The 18207-nt window shown below is 61.1% G+C and carries 16 protein-coding genes; 11 read left to right on the top strand and 5 right to left on the bottom strand.

Going from position 1 to position 18207, the window contains the following annotated elements; genetic code table 11:
- The first annotated feature begins 58 nt into the window (after positions 1 to 58).
- The 9 genes from BW995_RS14510 (at position 59) to BW995_RS14550 (ending at position 10120) form a co-directional block, all read left to right on the top strand.
- Complete coding sequence (locus BW995_RS14510; RefSeq protein WP_076401124.1) at positions 59 to 904, top strand: transketolase; 846 nt, start codon at positions 59 to 61, stop codon at positions 902 to 904.
- On the top strand, positions 904 to 1905 hold the full coding sequence (locus BW995_RS14515) for a transketolase family protein (RefSeq protein ID WP_076401125.1): 1002 nt from the start codon (positions 904 to 906) through the stop codon (positions 1903 to 1905). Before BW995_RS14510 ends, BW995_RS14515 begins: the two co-directional genes overlap by 1 nt.
- A gap of 101 nt (positions 1906 to 2006) precedes the next feature.
- Positions 2007 to 2771: an SDR family NAD(P)-dependent oxidoreductase gene (locus BW995_RS14520; protein ID WP_076401126.1), complete on the top strand. Its 765-nt coding sequence runs from the start codon at positions 2007 to 2009 to the stop codon at positions 2769 to 2771.
- A gap of 132 nt (positions 2772 to 2903) precedes the next feature.
- Positions 2904 to 3926 carry a TRAP transporter substrate-binding protein gene (locus tag BW995_RS14525; protein ID WP_084194867.1) on the top strand — a complete coding sequence of 341 codons (1023 nt, stop codon included), beginning with the start codon at positions 2904 to 2906 and terminating at the stop codon, positions 3924 to 3926.
- 2 nt (positions 3927 to 3928) lie between these two features.
- Positions 3929 to 4489, top strand: a complete 561-nt coding sequence (locus BW995_RS14530) for a TRAP transporter small permease (RefSeq protein ID WP_076401127.1) — start codon at positions 3929 to 3931, stop codon at positions 4487 to 4489.
- Positions 4486 to 5742 (top strand): TRAP transporter large permease, encoded by a 1257-nt coding sequence (locus BW995_RS14535; RefSeq protein ID WP_076401128.1) that lies wholly within the window; start codon positions 4486 to 4488, stop codon positions 5740 to 5742. Before BW995_RS14530 ends, BW995_RS14535 begins: the two co-directional genes overlap by 4 nt.
- A 102-nt stretch (positions 5743 to 5844) precedes the next feature.
- A complete protein-coding gene (tkt, locus tag BW995_RS14540) occupies positions 5845 to 7854 on the top strand; it encodes a transketolase (protein ID WP_076401129.1) in 2010 nt (669 codons plus the stop codon).
- Positions 7854 to 8819 (top strand): D-2-hydroxyacid dehydrogenase, encoded by a 966-nt coding sequence (locus BW995_RS14545; protein WP_076401130.1) that lies wholly within the window; start codon positions 7854 to 7856, stop codon positions 8817 to 8819. Before tkt ends, BW995_RS14545 begins: the two co-directional genes overlap by 1 nt.
- 2 nt (positions 8820 to 8821) lie before the next feature.
- Complete coding sequence (locus tag BW995_RS14550; protein WP_245821472.1) at positions 8822 to 10120, top strand: glycerate kinase type-2 family protein; 1299 nt, start codon at positions 8822 to 8824, stop codon at positions 10118 to 10120.
- Positions 10121 to 10223: 103 nt separating this feature from the next.
- On the opposite strand, the gene darG is transcribed toward BW995_RS14550, so the two are convergent.
- The 5 genes from darG to BW995_RS14575 all read right to left on the bottom strand — a co-directional run bounded on the left by darG (position 10224) and on the right by BW995_RS14575 (position 14801).
- Positions 10224 to 11303, bottom strand: a complete 1080-nt coding sequence (gene darG, locus BW995_RS14555; RefSeq protein ID WP_076401131.1) for a type II toxin-antitoxin system antitoxin DNA ADP-ribosyl glycohydrolase DarG — start codon at positions 11301 to 11303, stop codon at positions 10224 to 10226.
- Positions 11303 to 11944: a type II toxin-antitoxin system toxin DNA ADP-ribosyl transferase DarT gene (gene darT / locus BW995_RS14560; protein WP_076401132.1), complete on the bottom strand. Its 642-nt coding sequence runs from the start codon at positions 11942 to 11944 to the stop codon at positions 11303 to 11305. Before darT ends, darG begins: the two co-directional genes overlap by 1 nt.
- Positions 11938 to 12564 carry a DarT ssDNA thymidine ADP-ribosyltransferase family protein gene (locus BW995_RS14565; RefSeq protein ID WP_217696101.1) on the bottom strand — a complete coding sequence of 209 codons (627 nt, stop codon included), beginning with the start codon at positions 12562 to 12564 and terminating at the stop codon, positions 11938 to 11940. Before BW995_RS14565 ends, darT begins: the two co-directional genes overlap by 7 nt.
- Before the next feature lie 183 nt (positions 12565 to 12747).
- The gene (locus BW995_RS14570; protein WP_076401133.1) at positions 12748 to 14106 is read right to left on the bottom strand and encodes a HAMP domain-containing histidine kinase; all 1359 of its coding nucleotides are present in this window, start codon (positions 14104 to 14106) and stop codon (positions 12748 to 12750) included.
- Positions 14103 to 14801, bottom strand: a complete 699-nt coding sequence (locus BW995_RS14575) for a response regulator transcription factor (protein WP_076401134.1) — start codon at positions 14799 to 14801, stop codon at positions 14103 to 14105. Before BW995_RS14575 ends, BW995_RS14570 begins: the two co-directional genes overlap by 4 nt.
- A gap of 185 nt (positions 14802 to 14986) precedes the next feature.
- Here BW995_RS14575 and BW995_RS14580 point away from each other — a divergent pair, with 185 nt between their 5' ends.
- Both BW995_RS14580 and BW995_RS14585 read left to right on the top strand, forming a co-directional pair.
- Positions 14987 to 16243: an efflux RND transporter periplasmic adaptor subunit gene (locus tag BW995_RS14580; protein WP_076401135.1), complete on the top strand. Its 1257-nt coding sequence runs from the start codon at positions 14987 to 14989 to the stop codon at positions 16241 to 16243.
- Between the two features lie 3 nt (positions 16244 to 16246).
- Positions 16247 to 18199, top strand: coding sequence for a MacB family efflux pump subunit (locus tag BW995_RS14585; RefSeq protein WP_076401136.1), 1953 nt, complete (start codon positions 16247 to 16249; stop codon positions 18197 to 18199).
- Positions 18200 to 18207: the final 8 nt, after the last annotated feature.

The following is an 18207-nucleotide window of genomic DNA, read 5'->3' on the forward strand; positions in this document are numbered from 1 at the left end:
GCGTCGTCGCAGATGGTCCCATCTGCTCGGGATTTGCTCTGGCAAAAAGGAGAGTACCGTGACCACACCCCCTCCCGGGCATAATGCTTCGCTGGCAGAACGGGCCTATCGCATCCGGCGCAACGCCTTGCTGATGGGCGAAGTGCAGGGACAAGGCTATATCGCTCAGGCTCTTGATATCGCCGATGTGCTGGCGGTGTCCTATTTCCACGCCATGACCTATCGCCCGGAAGACCCGGAATGGGAAGGCCGTGACCGTTTCATGCTGTCGAACGGGCATTACGCCATTGCCCTGTACGCCGCCCTGATCGAAGCCGGGATCATTCCGCAGGATGAACTGGAAACCTATGGCAGCGATGACAGCCGTTTGCCAATGTCGGGCATGGCGGCCTATACGCCGGGCATGGAAATGTCGGGTGGCTCGCTGGGGCTGGGGCTGGCGCTGACCGTTGGCCGCTGTCTGGGCCTGAAGCGCAAGGGATCGGACTCCTTCGTCTACACCCTGTTTTCCGACGGCGAGCTGGATGAAGGCTCGGTGTGGGAAGCGATCCAGTCCGCCGCCCACTGGAAGCTCGACAACCTGATCGCCATCGTTGACATCAACAACCAGCAGGCCGACGGCCCGTCTTCGGACGTGATGGCCTTTGAGCCGCTGGTGGAAAAGATGCAGGCGTTCGGCTGGTTCACCCAGCGGGTTGATGGCAACGACATCGATGCTGTCCGCGCCGCCTTTGACGCCGCCCGCGCCTATCCGGGAGCCTGCCCGCGCATCATCATCGCCGATACGCTGATGGGGAAGGGGGTGCCGTTCCTCGAACAGCGCGAAAAGAACCACTTCATCCGCGTCGAGCCGCATGAATGGCAATTGGCCTTGCAGGCTCTGGACGCCGGGAGGACTTTCTGATGTCTGCCACCACCCCCCAAAAGCCGCGCCTGACCACCTCGGCGATGATTGCCTCGATTGCCTCCGAAGGTCAGCGCACCAGGTCCGCTCCGTTCGGCCATGCTCTGATCGAACTGGGCAAACAGCGCAGCGATGTGGTCGGCATGACCGCCGATCTGGGCAAATACACTGACCTGCATCTGTTTGCCAAAGCCTATCCCGAGCGGTTTTACCAGATGGGGATGGCCGAACAGGTGCTGATGGGGGCCGCAGCAGGCATGGCACGCGAAGGCGCGATGCCGTTTGTCACCACCTACGCGGTGTTTGCCACCCGGCGCGCCTATGATTTCATCCACCAGTCGATTGCCGAAGAACACCTGAACGTCAAGATTGCCTGCGCCCTGCCGGGGCTGACCTCGGGCTATGGTCCCAGCCATCAGGCGACCGAAGACCTGGCGCTGATGCGGGCCATGCCGGGGATGACGGTGATCGACCCCTGCGATGCGCTGGAAATCGAACAGGCCGTTCCGGCGATGGCCGCCCATCAGGGGCCGGTGTACATGCGCCTGCTGCGCGGTAACGTGCCGCTGGTGCTGGACGAATACGGCTATCAGTTTGAAATCGGCAAGGCCAGGATGCTGCGCGACGGGCCGGATGTGCTGATCATCTCGTCGGGCATCATGACCATGCGGGCGCTGGAAGTGGCCGGGGCGCTGGACAAGGACCAGATCGGCGCCGCCGTGCTGCATGTTCCGACCATCAAGCCGCTGGATATCAGCACCATCGTCCGCGAAGCCAGCCGTCCGGGTCGTCTGGTGGTGGTCGCCGAAAACCACACGGTGATTGGTGGTCTGGGCGAAGCGGTGGCGCTGGCCTTGTTGCAGGCAGGCGTTTCACCGGCCTTCCGCCATATTGCCCTGCCGGATGCCTTCCTTGATGCCGGGGCCTTGCCGACGCTGCATGACCGCTATGGCATTTCGACCTCGGTGATGACTGGCCGCCTCAAGGACTGGCTGGGTTGACCTTTTCCTCCTTTGTCCGGGCCTGAAACGGGTGCTGCCGACCGCTGGCACTCAACGCCCCCGACTTCCCTTTCAAAACGTTTTCCAAGGATGATCTGACGATGACGGTTTCTTCTCTTCTCGCTGGTAAGGTTGCCGCCATTTCCGGCGCTGCGTCCCTGCGCGGGATCGGCATGGCCACCGCCCGCCTGTTTGCCGAACACGGCGCAACCATTGCCATTCTTGACCTTGACGGCGCGGCGGCTGCCGAAGCGGCGGCGCTGATCGGGCCGCAGCATCGTGGCTATGCCTGCAACGTCACCGACCGCGCGGCCTGCCAGACCGCTGCCGAACAGATTGCCGCCGATCTGGGCAGCATTGACATCCTGATCAACAACGCCGGGATCACCCAGCCGGTCAAGACGCTGGACATTGATCCGGCCAGCTGGGATCGCATTCTGGACGTCAACCTGCGCGGCGTGTTGTACCTGTCGCAAGCGGTGGTGCCGTTCATGCAGAAAAACGGCGGCGGGGCGATTGCCTGCATGTCGTCGGTGTCGGCCCAGCGCGGTGGCGGCATTCTGGGTGGCCCGCACTATTCGGCAGCCAAGGCCGGGGTGCTGGGGCTGGCCAAGGCGATGGCGCGTGAATTCGGCATCGACGGCATTCGCGTCAACTGCGTTACGCCGGGCCTGATCCAGACCGACATCAACGCCGGCAAGATCAGCGATGAGAAGCGGACCGAGATCCTGGCCGGGATTCCCCTCAACCGTTTAGGGGAGCCGAAGGACGTTGCCGGTGCCTTCCTCTTCCTCGCCTCGCCGTTGTCGTCCTATATTACCGGGGCGGTGATTGACGTGAACGGAGGCATGCTGATCCACGGTTAACCCGGCTAACGGTTACGACCTTAACGGCCTGTTTTCGCATAATAACATCATCCTGCCCGAGCCATACAGGCTCCAAAGCCGCGAGCAAAAACAACAGCGGATACAAACAATCCCATCCTCAGGGAGGACCCCATGTCCAAAAACACCTTCTCCGTTTCCCGTCGTTCGCTGCTGCGGGCGGGTGGTTTCATGGTCGCCGGTGCGGCCACGTTGTCAGCCCCGTCCGTTCTGCGGGCCGCCCAGCCGATGCGCCTGACCTTTGGGCACGGTGCCGCGCCGGGCAACCCGCGCTCGCTGGCGGCGGAAAAGTTTGCCGAAGTGGTCAAGGCCAAGAGCAACGGTGCCATCGAGGTGTTCGTTGCCGGGGCCGAACAGTTGGGGAATGATGCGGCGATGCTGACCGCGGTCCGCATGGGCACGCTGGACATCACCGCCAACAGTCAAGGAACGGCATCGGCACTGGTGCCGGAAATGGCCGCCTTTGGCCTGCCGTTCCTGTTCCCCGAAGTCGCCGCAGCGGTCCTGTTGCTGAAGGGCGAACTGGGCAAGCCGCTGGCTGAAAAGTTTGATGCGGTGGGGATGGTCCCGCTCGACTGGTGGGACAACGGCATTCGCCACATCACCAACAGCAAGCGCCCGATCAACACCCCCGAAGACCTCTCCGGTCTGAAAATCCGCACCCCGTCCGATCCGATGACGATTGACATCTTCAAGGCGCTGGGGGCGGCAACCGCCCAGATTCCGTTCTCGGAACTCTATATCGCCTTGCAGCAAGGGGTGGTGGACGGTCAGGAAAATCCGCTGACCAACATTGCCAGCTCGAAACTGTTTGAAGTCAACAAGTACATCAGCCTGTCGGCCCACAAGTGGGAATCAACGCCGGTGCTGATGTCAAAGGCGGCGTGGGGCCGTCTGGACCAGAAAGCCCGCGACATTGTGAGTGAAGCGGTCAGCGAAGCCAGCCTGCTGCAGATCAGTCTGGTGGGCGAGGCAACAGCCAAACTGCAGGCCGACTTTGCCAACAATCCGGCGGTGGCGCTCAACACCATCGACCGTGAAGCCTTCCGCAAAAAGACGGCGTCGGTGTACGACGACTGGCAGAAAAAGCCGTTTGGTGATTTCGTCAAGAAGCTGCGCACTGCGGCGGGGGCCTGATCATGATGGCGGCTGTGGACGCCACTGAGGGTCGGTCTCCGGTCCTCCGGGTTCTCGACGCCATCGACCGTACTGTGGAAGCGCTGTGCCGAGGCATGGCGCTGTCCACCGGTCTGGCCCTGTTGTTCCTGATCTCGGTGGGGGTAGGAGCCCGCTACGTGATCCATGTCGGCGGCATCGACTGGGCAGAAGAGTTGCCCAAGCAGGTGTTCCCGTGGTTCATCATGTCCGGGGTGGTGCTGGCGGTGCGCGGTGGCAATCACATCGCCGTTGACCTGATCATGCGGGTGCTGTCCCCGGCCCTGCGTACGGCGCTGGTGGTGTTTATCAATGCGGTGGTTGCCGTTGCCTATGTGATGCTGTGCAAAACGGCACTGGATCTGGCGATCATTGCCGCAGCAGAAATCAACCCTGTTCTGGGAACGCCGGGCAGCTTGCCGTTTTATGCGCTGGCGATCGGCTCGATCCTGACCGCCATTGGCGCGGCATCAATTGCCGTACGGGTGTTCATTCTGGGAGCCGACGCGGCACCGCAAGGCAGGCCGGAGGATAGTGTGCAATGATCTCGATCCTGATCCTGTTGTTCTTTGGCTTGCTGGCGCTGGCCGTTCCGGTGGCCCATGTGCTGGTGATTGCCTCGGGCGGGGCCATTGCCCTTGGGTCTTCCCTGCCAGTGATGGTGCTGGCCCAGCAGATGGTCGGCCAGACCCAGTCGTTCCCGATGCTGGCCCTGCCGTTCTTCATCCTGTCCGGCAGCCTGATGATGAGTGGCACGCTGGGCGACAAGCTGGTCAATTTCGCCACCGAACTGGTGCAACGCTATCGCGGTGGACTGGGGTCGGTCAGTGTGGTCGGCAGTTGCGTGTTCGGTGGCGTGTCTGGATCGGCGGTTGCCGATGCCACCGCGCTGGGCGGGATGTTGATCCCGTGGCAAAAGCGGGAAGGCTATCCGGCGGCCTTTACCGCCGCCAACAACGCGGCGGCTTCGACCATCGCCATTCTGATCCCGCCGTCGATCCCGTTCATCCTCTATTCGCTGATTTCCAGTGTCTCGGTGTCCGAGCTGTTCCTCGCCGGGGTGTTGCCGGGCCTGATGCTGACCGCCGGGTTTGTCACGGTGTGTAATGTCTCGGCCCGGTTGCGCGGGTTCCCCTTGTCCCGCAAGCCGTTTGACGGCGCCCGCTGCCTGCGCCTGTTCCGCGATGCCCTGCCTGCACTGGCGATGCCGCTGCTGATTCTGGTGCTGCTGCGCTTTGGCATTGCCACCCCGACCGAAGTGTCGGTGATGGCCGTGCTGTATGCTCTGGCTGCCGGGGTGTTCATCTACCGTGACATGACCTTTCGCCGCTTTGCCCAGGCAGTGATCGCGGCCTGTGTTGCCACCGGGGTGGTGATGCTGGTGATCATGGGCTCGGCAGTGGTCAGCTGGCTGATCACCTATGCCCAGGTGCCGCAAGCCTTTGCCACCTGGTGTCTGGAAACCCTGCAATCCCCATGGCTGATCATTCTGGCGATGATCGTGATCATGCTGGTGGTGGGGATGTTCATCGATCTGGCCGCCGCCATCCTGCTGCTGGGGCCGATCTTTGTCCCGCTGGCGCAGAGCATCGGTCTGGATCTGCTGCAACTGGGCCTGATGATGGTGCTGACGCTGGCCATTGGCCTTTATACCCCGCCGGTGGGAACCACCCTGTTCATCTCCAGTTCGATTGCGCGGGTGTCGATCATCGCCGCCATGCGCGAGCTGTGGCCGTACTATGCGGTTGGTTTGGGAACCGTGCTGCTGTTTGCCTTCGTTCCCTTCATGACGCTCTGAGTATTCTCTCTCCCTCTCCCTTGCTGGCCTGATGTGCGCTCCTCCTGACTGTGTGAGGGGGAGTGACGGCCCCCTCCTTTCCTCTTTGTGGAGACTGGTGTGATGGCACCTGTAACCCCTGGGCATCTGGCCGATGCCATCCGCGTGCTGGCCATTGATGCCATCGAACGCGCAACCGAAGGCCATCAGGGCGTCCCGCTGGGGATGGCCGAAATTGCCACCGCCCTCTATACCCGCCACCTGCGGTTCAATCCGCAAGACCCGCTGTGGCCGGATCGTGACCGCGTGGTGCTGTCGAACGGCCACGGGTCGATGCTGCTGTACGCCTTGCTGCATCTGACTGGTTATCAGAAAATCGACCTGGAGCAGGTCAAGAGCTTCCGCGAACTGGGCTCGCACTGTGCCGGGCACCCGGAATACGACCCGGCGGCGGGGATCGAAGTCACCACCGGCCCGCTGGGGCAGGGGATTGCCAATGCGGTGGGGATGGCAGTGGCCGAAGCCCACCTGCGCGCCCGTTTCGGTGAAGGAGTGGTCAATCACCGCACCTATGCCTTTGTCGGTGACGGCTGTTTGCAGGAAGGCATTGGTCAGGAAGCGATTCAGCTTGCCGGGCATCTGGGGCTGGGCAAGCTGACCTTCTTCTGGGACGACAACCAGATCACCGACGACGGATCAACCGAGCTGTCGATCAGTGAAAATGTCGCGGACCGCTTCCGGGTGGCCGGTTGGCAGGTAATCGAGGTCGATGGTCACGATGTCGAAGCCGTCTCGGCGGCGATTACTCTGGCCCACCGCGACCCGCGTCCGTCGATGATTGCCTGTAAAACGGTGATCGCCAAGGGCATTCCGCGCCTGCAAGGTCAGCGTGGCGGCCACAGTGCCCGCCTGTTCCCCGAAGACCTCGCCGCCACCCGGCAGGCGCTGGGCTGGCCGCATGGCGGGTTCGACATCCCGTCGGACATTCTGGCGGGCTGGCGGGCGGCGGGCGAGCATGGCGCGCAGGATTATGTCGGCTGGCATACCCGGCTGGCGGCTTTGCCCGCAGCGCAGGCGGCAGCCTTCCGCGATGGGCAGGACGGGCGACTGCCGGAATGCTGGCAGGATGTGCTGGCGGATTACGCCAGCGAAATGGCCGCCAATCCTCAGCCGCTCTCGACCATCCAGTGTTCCGGCGAGGTGATCAGCCGTCTGTGTACGGTGGCTCCCGATCTGCTGGTGACCTGTGCCGACCTCGAAGCTCCGACCAATCACAAGCGGCAACTGGCGGCCTTCACCGCCACCAATCCCGCCGGGCGCTATGTCCATTGCGGCGTGCGCGAGCACCTGATGGGGGCGATGGTCAACGGCATGGCCGCCCATCGCGGCGTCAATCCGCTGAGTGTCACCTATCTGGCCTTTTCCGATTACCAGCGGCCCGCGATGCGGATGGCGGCACTGATGGGACTGCCCGCCAAATTCGTCTTCAGCCATGACTCCATTGGGGTCGGCAAAAACGGCCCGACCCACCAGCCAGTGGAAATTCTGGCCGCCCTGCGGGTGATGCCGAACATGCTGGTGTTCCGTCCGGCCGATGCGGTCGAAGTGGCCGAATGCTGGGAAGTGGCGCTGGAACAGACCCGCACGCCGTCCACCATGGTATTTGCCAAACAGCCGGTGCCGCCAGTGCGCGGTGATGGTGGCGTGGAAAACCGCGTCCGCCGTGGAGCCTATCTGCTGAAACCCGCCGAGGGTGGCCCGCGTCAGGTGACGTTGCTGGCAACTGGCAGCGAAGTCCATCTTGCCGTCGCTGCCCGTCAGCAGTTGCAGGCGGCAGGCATTGCAACGGCGGTGGTGTCGATGCCCTGCTGGGAGCTGTTCGACCAGCAGGACGCCGCCTATCGTGACGAGGTGCTGGGAACCACCGGTGTTCGTATCGGGGTCGAGGCAGCGTTGCGCTTTGGCTGGGATGCCTATCTGGGGCGGCAGGGCGGCTTTGTCGGCATGACCGGCTTTGGAGCCTCCGGCCCGGCAGACCAGCTGTACCAACATTTTGGCATTACCGTTGAAGCCATTGTACAACAGGCCCATTCTCTGTTGGCCTCGTCCTCCTGCTGCAAGGAACCTGCGTGATGCACAAGATTGTCTTCCTCGACCGTTCGACCATTGCACCGCAAATCACCGTGCGTCGCCCGGCGTTTGCGCATGAGTACGTCGAACATCAAAAGACCACCGCCGATCAGGTGGTCGAGCGGCTGGCCGGGGCGTCGATTGCCATCACCAACAAGGTGCCGCTGACCGCCGAGGTGCTGGCGCAGTTGCCGGACCTGAAGCTGGTGGCGGTCGCCGCCACCGGCACCGATTGTGTTGATAAGGCGTGGTGCCAGCAGCATGGCATTGCGGTCAGCAACATCCGGGGCTATGCGATCAACACCGTGCCGGAACACACCTTTGCCCTGATCCTCGCCCTGCGGCGGTCGATCGTGCCCTATCGTCAGGACGTGCTGGCGGGCGAATGGCAAAAGGCCAGCCAGTTCTGTTTCTTCAATCACCCGATCCGCGACCTTGGCGGTTCACGGCTGGGGATCATCGGCGAGGGTGTGCTGGGCCAGCGGGTGGCCGAGCTGGGGCGGGCCTTTGGCATGACCCCGCTGTTTGCCGCCCACAAGAATGCGCCGCCGATGGGACCACTGTACACGCCGTGGGACGAGGTGCTGGAAACCAGCGATATCATTTCGATCCATTGCCCGCTGACTCCGGCCACCCGCAACCTGCTGGGGCTGGCCGAGTTCCGCAAAATGAAGCGCAAGCCGTTGATCATCAACACCGCTCGCGGTGGTCTGGTGGTCGAGGATGATCTGGTGACGGCACTGGACGAGGGCCTGATCAGCGGCATCGGCTTTGATGTCACCGACGGCGAACCGCCCGCCGCCGACAGCCCGATGATGCGGCTGGCCCATCGTCCGAACGTCATCCTGACCCCGCATGTGGCGTGGGCGTCGGACGAGGCGATGCAAACCCTGTCTGACCAGTTGATTGACAATATCGAGAACTTCGTCAACGGCACCCCCAGCAATCTGGTGGCAGGGAGCTTCTGATCATGACCACACCGGGACGTACCATGACCTCTGCGCAGGCAGGCGACCTGCTGCGGCGCCTGTTTGCAACAGCGGTGGGTGCGGCCCAGCCAGCGCTCGCCATCCCCCCTCTGCTGCCCGCGTTATCCCTCCCACGGCAGGGCGGTCGGCTGGTGGTGGTGGGCGCTGGCAAAGCCTCGGCGGCGATGGCCAAAGCGGTGGAGGACCACTGGGACGGCCCGCTGTCCGGGCTGGTGATCACCCGCTATGGCTATGCCGAGCCGTGCCAGCGGATTGAAATCGTCGAAGCCGCCCACCCGGTCCCCGATCAGGCCGGGCTGGAGGCAACGCAGCGCCTGTTCCGGCTGGCCGAGGGCCTGAGCGAACAGGATACCGTGTTGTGCCTGATCTCGGGCGGCGGCTCGGCATTGCTGGCAGCGCCTTTGCCGGGGCTGACGCTGGCCGACAAGCAGCAGGTCAATCAGGCGCTGCTGACCTCGGGCGCGACCATCAGTGAAATGAATGTCGTCCGCCGCCACCTGTCGGCAGTGAAGGGCGGGCGTCTGGCAGCCGCCTTTCACCCGGCGCGGGTGGTGACACTGGTGCTGTCCGATGTGCCGGGCGATAACCCGGTCGATATCGCCTCTGGCCCGACCGTCGGCGACCCGACCACCTGCGCCGATGCGCTGGCCATCGTGCGCCGGTATGGCCTCGACCTGCCAGCGGCGGCGCTCGATATCCTGACCTCGGGGGCGGGGGAGAGCGTCAAGCCCGATGATCCGCGTTTGCAACGGGCCGAAATCCACTTGATTGCAACGCCGCTGATGGCCCTCGAGGCTGCCGCCGCCGTCGGGCGCGAAGCAGGCTTTGCGGTCCACATTCTGGGTGACGCTCTGGAAGGCGAGGCCCGCGACGTTGGCAAGGTGATGGCCGGTCTGGCCCGCCATGTCGCCCGCCATCAACAGCCCTTTACTGCGCCTTGCATCCTGCTGTCCGGCGGCGAAACCACCGTCACCGTGCGCGGCAATGGACGTGGCGGGCGCAACGTTGAATTCCTGCTGTCGCTGGCGATCACCCTTGCCGGGGAGGCTGGCGTGTACGGGCTGGCGGCGGATACCGATGGTGTCGATGGCCGCGAAGAGGTCGCCGGAGCGGTGATCACCCCCGACACCCTCGACCGCGCTCTGGCCGCCGGAGTGCGCCCGCTGGAGGCGCTGGATACCAACGACGCCCACAGTTTCTTTGCCGCTATCGGTGATCAGGTGACCACCGGCCCGACGCGCACCAATGTCAACGATTTCCGGGCGATACTGGTGGTGTAGGGGGGGGGGGGAAGTGTGCGGGGCGCTGCCCCGCCCCCCGCTGGGGCCAGTCGGCCCTAGGCCCCATGAATGGGCTTATGTTACAGGCGGAAACGGTTGCGGATTAGGAGGCTGTGCTCGGGATGGTGCTTCTCAGGCGCTGGAGGGCAATTTGCAGTGCATCGTCATTAAATAGTTTATCTTTACGGCGAGCAAACTCAGGCCCAGCTTTCCAGTGCTGCAATCCTGCACGTATGGACTCTACCGTATCGGCAACACCGTCCCGATTTAGGAGCCAGTCAACTGTGGATAAAAGCTCCATTCCGAAAGGAGATTCAAAGCCATTAATGAGGTCTATGGTTGCTCTTAAGGCTGGCAAATATGCTTTTGCCTCACTGTTCAGGTACACGCGAAGATGCTCCCTACGACTGTCATCGAACCAAATGACATCCTGAGGGCTTGCATCGCTGATGCGTTTTTCGCAGTGTAAATAGCTTCCATCAAGATTGTTGAGCAGCTTGTCAAGCCGATTGGCATAGGGCCCATATTTATGGGCGGTGAAATGAAGATTCAGGGGATTGTCTTCTGGGTTATAGTATTCAATCATTCTTTCAAGAAACCATGCCAACTTCTGGATCTCCAACAGGCTGCATTCCATGCCAGATATCCAATAGCTTCGTACCAGCTCTGCAATCAAGGCTCGTGCCGGAGTTAATTTTTCGACTCCGGCTCTTTTTGCGACATTCTGATATTTTTGGGTTGGCTCAAATACCATGATGTCGAGGGGCATGTCTCCCAGAGCAGATTCGATTGCTGGCCGAACCTCCTCCCACCGCAAACCGCCATTTCCAGCGCCAAGCGGGGGTATCGCCACGGATTTGATGTTCTTTTCGATTAAGGCAGCCCGCAAATCCTGCAAGCCATTAACAATCCATTCCATGCGCGATGGCGTTCGCCAGTGTTGTTTGGTTGGAAAGTTGAAAATCCATCGAGGCCCGCCTAACTCATTGACCTCGGTGATAAACATTTTTCCGACCTGGACACCACCAGATTTGCAGGCTGATGCATACAGGCGGAAGTTTTCCGGAAAGCGCTCCTTAAACATCAGAGCGATCCCCTTTCCCATCACGCCAACCGTATTTACCGTGTTCACCAATGCTTCAGCTTGCGTGTCTAGCAAATTGCCTTGAACATACTGAATCATTAGAAGTACAACCCCGTTCGAACATGGACCGATAAGCTCAGCTTGCGCTTCTGTACCTCATGCTCGAGGTCAGCTTTAACGTCGTCATTGTAGCACACCATTCCTAAAAGTCCCTCAACGGGCAAGTGGCGGTGAATCAGCGCTTCAGCTTGATAGCGTTCGAATTTGACAGGATCATCAGCATCCCGATTGAAATTCCGGTTTTGTATGATTTGCCAGTCAATATTGTGGAGGTCATTTAAATCATTGTAAAAATTTGCCCACATGTAATATGCATGGCTATCGGTGAACACAAAATGAGTTCCCATGGAATTTATTTTTGGGAGACTGGAGGCAAGAATTATTATTTCTTCGTGCTTTCTTTTTGATACTCCACCTCGCCCAGTAAGGACGTTCATCATCATTGGTGAAAGTGGTGTGAAATAAAACGGAATGTAATCTCCCAAAAAGCCTCTTGGGTCGATCGGGACGGGACGCTCTGCACGCTTACTGATCAATTCCGGGTTGCCGATGTCAGTCCAAGCGGGAGCCTTTACGGCGCTATTCGCACAGTGAAGGCCGTTATCCAGCACCCAAGGAATGTTATCCCGGTGAAGTATCCGCCATATCAGCGCTTTTTTTGGGTTGAGCTTCGTCAGCAAGAAATAAACATTCCAGGATTTACGGTAATACCAGTGGTCGCGTTTGCCTCTTTTATCATTGCACGGACAGTCGCTGCAACGGTGTCGGTCTTGACAAAAATTTTGGCGAACATGCTCACTGGCACCACTCCCGGGGCAAGGCATTCGGCCATGCAGACGCTTTTTGTGTGCTCATTGTGGTAATCTCTTGTGTCCATCGTTTCCCAGTCGATAGCGGAGAAGCCGTCTGTATAGTCCATGATCTCCAATTCACCAGTTGCCAACGGGTGGTGGGGAATGATCTTCCAGTTGTTCTTTTTGGCTGTGTCCCTGTAAACAGAGATCAAAACAAAATCTTTTTTTGGGTAATCTGTTTGGACACGTCCATCAAACGGGTTTTTTGCAAACCAATGAAATGGAACGCATTCGTCTAAACCATTTTTTTTCCTTTTTTGAAGAATGTTGTGATCAGCGATATCCATAAAATTGGATGCGTGCGATCTTGGCAATAATCCTCTTTCAAGTATTTTTTCAAAATTATCGAGAGTTGTTATATGATATATAAGCTTTTTATCTTTTATTGAATCTTTTTTATCTTTTGTTGAATCTTTCATTTTATTTATCTCGGAGAGTCTTGCCATTTTATTGGATATCCTTCCATATGTTTTTGATGAAAATATACACTTATTGAGTGCATGTTCATTTGTGCATTCTTTGATGCTGTGATGTCAATGTAAAAATTGATTATTTTGTAATTAAATCATCTTTTAAGTGTGTATGGTCTTCGCCCTTTGTGTGGGGGGTATGATGAGAGTGAATACCCCTCACTCCCCCATCGGTAACGCAATCCGCACCGCCAGCCCGCCATGGGCGCGGTTGCGGGCCGAGATGGTGCCCTGGTGGGCCTCGATGGCGCGGCGGGCGATGGCCAGCCCCAGACCAAAGCCGCTGTCGCTGCTGCTGTTGCTACCGCGCACGAACGGCTCGAACAGGTTGGGTAAATCGTCGTCGGCCACGCCGGGGCCGTCGTCTTCGATGGTGATTACCAGTGTTCCCTGCACGGTGTCGGGGGCGGCGGTGACGGTGATGGTACCGCCGCCGGGGCTGTAGCGCAGGGCGTTGCGGACGACGTTTTCCAGCGCTCGGCGGATCAGTCTGGCGTTGCCGGACAGGATCGGGCCGTCTTCGGCATCGACGCCGGTCAGCTCGCGCAGCCGGGCGGTGATCTGGACCTGCGAGCTTTGCGCCTCAAAGGCGGCATCGGCCAGCACCGCTTCGATCAGGTGATAGACGGCGAAATAGCTCTCGCCGTCCTTGCCACCGGCTTCGGCGCGCGACAGGGTGAGCAGCTCGCCGACCATGTCGTCCAGCCGTTTGCCTTCGGCTTCGATGCGATCCAGCGTTGCCTCCAGCTTTTGCGGCGACTGGCGGGCGAGGCCAACCGCCATGTGCAGGCGGGCCAGCGGCGAGCGCAGTTCGTGCGAGACATCGTGCAGCAACTGGTCACGGGCGGCGACCAGCTTTTCCAGCCGCTCGGCCATGCGGTCAAAGGAATGGGCCAGATCGGCCAGCTCGTCGCGGCGGCTGCCCATCACGCCCTGCACGCGGGCGTGCAAATCTCCCCCGGCGAGGCGCCCAAAGCCGCTGCGCAAGGTCTGGATCGGGCGGATCAGGTACCACGCCAGCACCGAGGCAAACCCCAGCCCGCCGACCACCCCCATCACCCACAGCTCGGGCGGCATCTGCCACGGATAGGGAATTTGTCGCGGGCGGCGCGGCTCGTCGGGCAGGCGGTGGCGGATCAGATAGCGGGTGCCATCAGGCGCGACAGCCTCGGCATCGCGGTAGCGCACGGTCTCGGGTAACAGCGAGCGGGTTTCCGGCGTTGCCACCGCCACCATCGCTTGGTCACGCTCGGGCCAGCTCTGGATCAGGGTGGTGGCTCCTTGTAGCCCGCCGGTGGAAATGGCCCAACTGATCGAGGCAACATGGGAACTGGCCGAGGCATCAAGGTAATAGGTATCGCCGGGGCGGTGGCTGTCGCCCAGCAGGGCGATGTAAATCCACAGGCCTTCGACGATCAGGATGAAGGTCAGCCAGAACCCGAGCAGGATTTTCCAGAACAGCCGCTGCCCCAGCACCAGACGGAACAGGTGGCGGCCTTGCTGGTGCAGCGGGGTCATGGCAGGGCCTTCATCAGATAGCCAACGCCGCGCACCGTTTCGATCGGCACCTGCTCGGCCCCCAGCGACGCCGCCAGTTTCTGGCGCAGGTTGCTGATGTGGACATCAATACTGCGGTCATAGGGCTCACGCGGGCGGCCCAGCACCCGCAACGACAGTTCATCCTTGCTGACCACCGTGTCGATAGCCTGCAACAGCACTTCCAGCACGTTGAACTCCGAGGCGGTCAGCTCAAGCTGCACGCTGCCACACCACACCCGCCGCGAGCCGGAGGCCAGCCGCAACGGGCCGTTGACCAGTTCGTCCGGCGGAGCCGCCGGGGCCGGGGCTGCCGGTTCATGCGTCCGGCGCAGCACCGCACGCAGGCGGGCGACCAGTTCACGCGGGTAACAGGGCTTGGGCATGTAATCGTCAGCGCCCATTTCCAGCCCGATCACCCGGTCGATGTCGTCGCCCTTGGCGGTCAGCATGATCACCGGCAGCGAACTGCTGTGGCGGATGTGGCGCAGCACGTCAATGCCGCCGATCCGTGGCAGCATGATGTCAAGGATCACGGCAGCAAAACGCCCGGACAGCGCCGCTGTTACTCCGGCGTCGCCGGTGTGGACCGCTTCGACCTCAAAGCCTTCGGCGGTCAGGTACTCCGCCAGCAGCGAGGTCAGTTGCACGTCATCGTCAACCAGCAAGATCCGCATGCCTGCTCCTTATCATGCTCTGCCTGCATCATAAGCGAGGAAACAGGGCCTGTCAGGGGGCTGGCACCATGGGGTGGCGGCTCTTTACACAACCTTTACCATCCGCTTGCACAGACTTAACCTCGGGATTGCGGGCCGACGGGGTATCGTATCGATCAGAGTTTTATCAACGATGGTGCGGTACGGTGACTGAGACAAAATCCCCCTCGACGAAACGGGCGCGTTTGCTGAAACGGGCCGCTGTTCTGGCCGTCGTGCTGGCGGTTGGGGCCGGTGGCTGGATGCTGATGTTCCCGCCCGCACCGCCCAGCCTGCCGCCGATGGTGCAGGTGCAAAAGGCCGACATTTCGGAAACCGTGCTGGCCTCGGGTACGCTGGAAGCCTTGGAGATGGTCAGTGTCGGCGCGCAGGTGTCGGGCAAGATTGACGCCATCAACGTGCAGCTTGGCGACCGGGTGACGACCGGGCAAAAGCTGGCGCAGATTGACTCGCTGACCCAGCAGAACAGCCTGCGCAAGGCTCAGGCCGAGCTGGCCAACATCAAGGCCCAAAAGGCCGCCAAACAGGCGACGCTGCGGCAGGCCGAGCTGGATTTCGCCCGCCAGCAGCAGATGATCAGCCGTAACGCCAGTTCGCGGCAGGATTATGATGCCGCCGAAGCCACGCTGGCGACGGCGCGTGCCGACATTGCCGCGCTGGATGCGGAAATCGCGCAGGCGGAAATTGCGGTTGATACCGCCAAGCTCGATTTGGGCTATACCGAAATCACCGCACCGATGGACGGCACCATTGTGTCGGTGCCGGTGAAAGTCGGGCAGACGGTCAACGCCAGCCAGTCCACCCCGACCATCGTGCAGGTGGCGCAACTGGACACCATGACCATCAAGGCGGAAATTTCCGAAGCCGACGTGGTGCGGGTGAAGCCGGGGCAAAAGGTGTACTTCACCATTCTGGGCGAGCCGGATCATCGTTATGAAGCCTCGTTACGCTCGATCGAACCGGGGCCGACCTCGTACAGCGAAACGACCAGCAGTTCCAGTTCGTCGTCCAGCTCTTCCTCCAGTTCCTCGTCCAGTTCGTCCTCCAGCAGCGCCATTTACTATAACGGCGTGTTTGATGTGCCGAACCCGGAGCACAAGCTGCGCATCGACATGACCGCCGAGGTGTCGATCATTCTGAACGAAGCCAAAGGGGCGCTGACCATTCCGGCCTCGGCACTGGGCGACCGTCGCAAGGATGGCAGCTATCAGGTGCAGGTCGATGGCGGCGAGCCGGGGAAAATCGAGACCCGCACGGTCAAGGTTGGCATCAACAACAACGTGACGGCGCAGGTGCTGGACGGTCTGAAAGAAGGCGACTGGGTGATCAGCACCGACCAGAGCGCCAAATCCGCCGCCAGCAGTGGCGAGCGGCGCGGGCCACGCGGGCCGATGGGGTTTTAAGCGATGAGCGCACCCTTGCTTGAGTTGGAGGCTCTGGAGCGGGAATTTCCCGCCGGAGACGACACAATCACCGTGCTGAAAAAGGTCTCGCTGACCATCGAGGCTGGCGAGATGGTGGCCATCATCGGCACGTCGGGATCGGGGAAATCGACCCTGATGAACATTCTCGGCTGTCTGGACCGGCCCACCCGGGGAAGCTATCGCATTGCCGGGCGCGACGTGCGCGATCTGGACGGTGACGAACTGGCCGAGCTGCGCCGCGAACATTTCGGCTTCATTTTCCAGCGGTACCACCTGTTGCCGACGCTGACCGCGCTGGAAAACGTTGAAATTCCGGCTATTTATGCCAGCGCGCCGCGCGAGGCCCGCCGCAGCCGGGCGGACAGCTTGCTGCGCCGTCTGGGGCTGGGGGACCGGCTGGAACACCGGCCAAGCCAGCTTTCCGGCGGTCAGCAACAGCGTGTCAGCGTGGCACGCGCGCTGATGAACGGCGGGCGCGTGATCCTCGCCGACGAGCCGACCGGGGCGCTCGATACCCACAGCGGGCAGGAGATGCTGAAGCTGCTGGCCGAGTTGCACGGCGAAGGCCACACCATCATCATCGTGACCCATGATCCGAACGTGGCCGCCCATGCCGAGCGGATCATCGAAATCAGCGACGGCGAAATCATCGCTGACCGCCGCCAGAAAGCCGTGCGTGCCGGAGCCGCCAAGGCTCCGCCGTCGGCGCTGGGCAAGAGCGGCCTGCGGGCAGAACTGGACCGCTATGGCGAAGCTCTGCGGATGGCGGTCAAGGCGATGCTGTTCCACCGCATGCGTACCTTTCTGACCATGCTGGGGATCATCATCGGTATCGCCTCGGTGGTGTCGGTGGTGGCGCTGGGTACCGGCTCGCAGCAACAGATTTTGTCCAGCATCAATGCGATGGGGACCAACACCATTCAGGTGTTCCCCGGCAAGGGCTTTGGTGACCGTGATTCGGCCAAGGTGCAAACGCTGGTGCCGGATGATGCCACCGCGCTGGCCGGACAGCCTTACGTGGACAGTGTGACCCCCAGCGTGTCGAGTACGGTGGTGTTGCGCTATCGCAATCTGGACCTGAGCGCTTCAGTGTCCGGTGTCGGGCCACAGTTCTTCCGCGTGCAGGGCTATGAGATGGCCCGCGGCATCGCCTTTAACGACCAGAGCGTCGAACGGCGGTCGCAAGAGGTGGTGATTGACGACACCACCTATAAAAAGCTGTTCCCATCCGGCGGCAATCCGGTCGGCGAGGTGATTTTTCTCGGCAAGGTGCCACACCGGATCATCGGGGTGACCAAGCCGAAGACCAGCCCGTTCGGCAATGCGGAAACCTTGCGGCTGTGGGTGCCCTATACCACCGCCATGAGCCGGATCAGCGGCCAGTCCTATCTGGGTAACATCATCATCCGTGTGCGCGATGATTACGACATGACGGTCGCCGAAGGGGCGCTGACCAAGCTGTTGCAGCGTCGTCATGGCGGGCTGAAAGACTTCTTCATCATGAACACCGACAGCATCCGCCAGACGGTGCAAAGCACCACCGGCACCATGACCTTGCTGGTGTCGATGATCGCGGTGATTTCGCTGATTGTTGGTGGCATCGGGGTGATGAACATCATGCTGGTGTCGGTGACCGAACGAACCCGCGAAATCGGCGTGCGCATGGCGGTCGGGGCGCGGCAGAATGACATTCTGCGCCAGTTCCTGATCGAAGCGGTCTTGGTCTGCCTGCTGGGTGGCGTGCTGGGGGTGCTGGTGGCGTTGTCGCTGGGGCTGGTTCTGACCGATCTGATCGGCTCGGTGAAAATGGTCTATTCGACCACCTCGATTGTAGCGGCGTTTGTCTGTTCGACCCTGATCGGGGTGATTTTTGGTTTTCTGCCCGCCCGCAATGCGGCGCGGCTTGATCCGGTGGAGGCTTTGGCGCGGGAATGATGGTCCAG

The organism is Insolitispirillum peregrinum (genome assembly GCF_900156605.1).
GTDB lineage: Bacteria > Pseudomonadota > Alphaproteobacteria > Rhodospirillales > Rhodospirillaceae > Insolitispirillum > Insolitispirillum peregrinum.

Bases quoted from the DNA above. Each gene is read 5' to 3' on its own strand.
- BW995_RS14515 (WP_076401125.1), top strand. From the start codon at position 904: ATGTCTGCCACCACCCCCCAAAAGCCGCGCCTGACCACCTCGGCGATG.
- BW995_RS14520 (WP_076401126.1), top strand. From the start codon at position 2,007: ATGACGGTTTCTTCTCTTCTCGCTGGTAAGGTTGCCGCCATTTCCGGC.
- BW995_RS14525 (WP_084194867.1), top strand. From the start codon at position 2,904: ATGTCCAAAAACACCTTCTCCGTTTCCCGTCGTTCGCTGCTGCGGGCG.
- BW995_RS14530 (WP_076401127.1), top strand. From the start codon at position 3,929: ATGATGGCGGCTGTGGACGCCACTGAGGGTCGGTCTCCGGTCCTCCGG.
- BW995_RS14535 (WP_076401128.1), top strand. From the start codon at position 4,486: ATGATCTCGATCCTGATCCTGTTGTTCTTTGGCTTGCTGGCGCTGGCC.
- tkt (WP_076401129.1), top strand. From the start codon at position 5,845: ATGGCACCTGTAACCCCTGGGCATCTGGCCGATGCCATCCGCGTGCTG.
- BW995_RS14545 (WP_076401130.1), top strand. From the start codon at position 7,854: ATGCACAAGATTGTCTTCCTCGACCGTTCGACCATTGCACCGCAAATC.
- BW995_RS14550 (WP_245821472.1), top strand. From the start codon at position 8,822: ATGACCACACCGGGACGTACCATGACCTCTGCGCAGGCAGGCGACCTG.
- darG (WP_076401131.1), bottom strand. From the start codon at position 11,303: ATGATTCAGTATGTTCAAGGCAATTTGCTAGACACGCAAGCTGAAGCA.
- BW995_RS14565 (WP_217696101.1), bottom strand. From the start codon at position 12,564: ATGGCAAGACTCTCCGAGATAAATAAAATGAAAGATTCAACAAAAGAT.
- BW995_RS14570 (WP_076401133.1), bottom strand. From the start codon at position 14,106: ATGACCCCGCTGCACCAGCAAGGCCGCCACCTGTTCCGTCTGGTGCTG.
- BW995_RS14575 (WP_076401134.1), bottom strand. From the start codon at position 14,801: ATGCGGATCTTGCTGGTTGACGATGACGTGCAACTGACCTCGCTGCTG.
- BW995_RS14585 (WP_076401136.1), top strand. From the start codon at position 16,247: ATGAGCGCACCCTTGCTTGAGTTGGAGGCTCTGGAGCGGGAATTTCCC.